Origin of the sequence: Streptomyces calidiresistens (genome assembly GCF_014141525.1) — a bacterium.
GTDB lineage: Bacteria > Actinomycetota > Actinomycetes > Streptomycetales > Streptomycetaceae > Streptomyces > Streptomyces calidiresistens.
In genome coordinates this window covers 1-2,957 of sequence record NZ_VKHS01000682.1, presented here as the reverse complement: position 1 = coordinate 2,957, position 2,957 = coordinate 1, and the positions used below count along the sequence as shown (strand labels likewise).

Genomic DNA, 2,957 nt, shown 5'->3' with positions numbered 1-2,957 from the left:
CCCGGAAGCGGGCTTCCTTGTCCTCTCCCTCCCGCCCCTCCACCTCCGGCGACGGCTACGACATAGCCTTCCGTGTCCTGCTCGTCGCCATGGTCATCGCCGTGCCGCTGTCCCACCTGGCCTGGCTGGGCGGCAACCTCACCGCCCACCTCACCGACACCGACGCATGGGCTCCCTACCAGCCCACCGACGCGCTGCTGCACCCCGAACGGCTCTGGCCCGGGGTCGGGGAAGTCCCCTTGCTGATCGGCACCCGCGTCATCCCGATCACCGTCCTCCTCGCGCTCGGCGCCACGGCCGCCCTCCTGTGGTCCCGCCACACCGCCAACGGGGGCGGACGAAAGAAGAAGATCACCGGCATGGCCAAGCCGAGGGACATCGAGCCACTGACGGCCAAATCGATCACCGCCAAGGCCCGCTCCCTGCGGCCGAGCCTGAAGACGGCCAGGCGCATCGCGCCCGAGGACACCGGCGTGCTGTTGGGCAACCTCCAGGGCACCCGCCACGAGGTCCGCATGGGTTACGAGGACGTCGCCGTCGCGATCATGGCCCCGCGCTCCGGGAAGACCACCTCCCTGGCCGTCCCCTCGATCCTCAACGCGCCCGGCCCGGTCCTGCTGACCTCGAACAAGGCGGCGGGCGACGCCTACACCGCGACCATCGACGCGAGGGCCCGGATGGGGAGGGTGTGGTCGATGGATCCGCAGCAGATCGCGCACGCGGACCGCCGGATGTGGTGGAACCCCCTGGCCGACGCCAGAACCCTGGACGGCGCCGGTCGGCTCGCCGGGCACTTCCTGGCCGCCTCGGTGGACGCGAACCAGCAGGGCGACTTCTGGTCCAAGGCCGGATCCAACATCCTCTCCCAACTCTTCCTCGCCGCGGCCCTCGACGCCCGTCCCATCACCGATGTGATGCGGTGGCTGGCCTTCCCCGCCGACCGCACCCCGCTGGACATCCTGCGCGACCACGACTTCACCGCTGTCGCCGCCCAGCTCAAGGGAACCGTCGAGGGCCCACCCGAGACCCGCGACGGCATCTACGAAACCGCCCGCCAGTACGCCGCAGCCCTGCTGAACAACGAGATCGCCGCCTGGGTCACCCCGCAAAGCGACGTCCCCGAGTTCCGGCCCGCCGACTTCGTCACCTCCACCGACACCCTCTACCTGCTCTCCAAGGACGGCGGAGGCGGAGCGAGCGCACTGATCGCCGCGTGCGCGGACTCCGTGATGCGGGCCGCGACCGCGCAGGCCGAGCGCGCGGGCGGGCGCCTGGACCCGCCGATGCTGGCGATCCTGGACGAGGCCGCCAACGTCTGCAAGATCAGCGACCTGCCGGACCTGTACTCCCACCTCGGCAGCCGAGGCATCATCCCGATCACCATCCTGCAGTCCTACCGCCAGGGCCAGAAGGTCTGGGGAGACGCCGGGATGGACGCCATGTGGTCCGCCTCCACCATCAAGGTCATCGGGGCGGGCATCGACGACCCCGACTTCGCCGACAAACTCTCCCGCCTCATCGGCGACCACGACGTGGAGACCACCTCCACCTCCCACTCCGAGTCCGGCAGGTCGACCTCCGTGTCCATGCGCCAGGAACGGATCCTGCCCGCCGACGCCATCCGCGCCCTGCCCAAGGGCACCGCCCTGTGCTTCGCCACCGGCCTGCGCGCCGCCATGCTCGACCTGCGCCCCTGGTACGCCGAACCCGGCGCCGAGGAGCTCTCCGCCGCTTCCGCCCGCGCCTCCAGAGCCATCACCACCCGCGCCATCGCCAAGGCCGCTCCACGTCGGGATGATTACGGACCGGCGGCCTGAAAGGGGCTGTCCCCCCTGTGTCGACCCGCCCCGAGAAAGGTGCATGGCCGCTCTTCACCCCCGGTGCCCCCACTCACAGCCCGAAAAAGCCCCTGCCCCCTCGATACCGGAACCAACAACGGCGGAACGGCAGGGCCCAGCGCCCCGATGACAGAGCAGCCCTGCAGATCGTGCGGACCGCCCTCCTGCCGTCAACTCAGCGATCCCCGGAGCAGCCGATCGAGGAGCCACGGCTCCCGGTGGCCCGCGGCTGACCCCATACGTCGGCAGCGATTTCGCCATGAAGGAGTCGAAGGATCACCCTTGCGGCCGTGACCGGCTCGGCGCCGGAAGCGACCGTATCCGCTCAGGGATAGCACCGCTCCGGGACTCCAGCGGGGCTGACGGATCATCTCCGAATAGCTCGCCGGTCCCGTACCGTCATCGGCGGCCATGGGGACCTCTCTCCTCGCGGCCCGGTGGGTTCACATTTCCGCGGTCCACACCCCCGACGGGTGATCCTCCGGTGGCAGCCACAGCCGAGGCTGCGACTCCCGATGCTGCGGGGAAGCCTGTTCCTCCCAGGGGAAACAACCGGCCGGATCGGCCCACGTCACCTGCAACAGAGAGATGGGAGGACGTCGATAGAAGCCGATGGCCCTCCCGAAGAAGGTCCGGTACCACCGCAGGTCGGCGCTCTTGAACACGACCCGACGGCCCTCCGCCACCTCCCGCCGCTCCCCCTCGTTCCCGAACCCGGCGCCGTCCACGGCCCTGTCTCCCAAGGCGTTCATCATCCGGTGCATGGTGGGGAGATCGAGCCCGAACACCGCGAACTCGGGAACGCCGTGGGTGTGGGCCAGACCGATCGTGTAGGCGAAGCCGGGAGCGACCTCGTCCCCCGCCACCATCATCACGTGCCGGCCGTACCGGCGTACGTTCTCGAGAACCGTCAGGTGGAGTTCGTCCGCTTCCTCCCGATCACCGTAGTCGTGGCACAGAACGCAGCGGCACTCGAAGGAAGCCCGGGACATGACCCGAGGCTACGGGTCACGCCCGCAGGAGACACCGGCGGGGCTCCCCGCCCTCTCCCACAAAAGGTCTCGTCGAGGGAGACAAGGAGTGTTCTCGCACCGCCCCACCACCCCCACGCTCAAAGAC

At 69.8% G+C, this 2,957-nt stretch carries 2 protein-coding genes; one reads left to right on the top strand and one right to left on the bottom strand.

The genetic code is table 11. The annotated features are described in order from the left end of the window. Positions 1-17 precede the first annotated feature (17 nt). On the top strand, positions 18-1,817 hold the full coding sequence (locus tag FOE67_RS21400; RefSeq protein WP_228474144.1) for a type IV secretory system conjugative DNA transfer family protein: 1,800 nt from the start codon (positions 18-20) through the stop codon (positions 1,815-1,817). Between the two features lie 464 nt (positions 1,818-2,281). Here FOE67_RS21400 and FOE67_RS21395 read toward each other — a convergent pair whose 3' ends face one another. Further along, positions 2,282-2,830 carry a DUF4262 domain-containing protein gene (locus tag FOE67_RS21395; protein WP_182666470.1) on the bottom strand — a complete coding sequence of 183 codons (549 nt, stop codon included), beginning with the start codon at positions 2,828-2,830 and terminating at the stop codon, positions 2,282-2,284. Positions 2,831-2,957: the final 127 nt, after the last annotated feature.

Excerpts from the sequence above, each read along its gene's own strand:
- FOE67_RS21395 (WP_182666470.1), bottom strand. The coding sequence starts at position 2,830 with ATGTCCCGGGCTTCCTTCGAGTGCCGCTGCGTTCTGTGCCACGACTAC.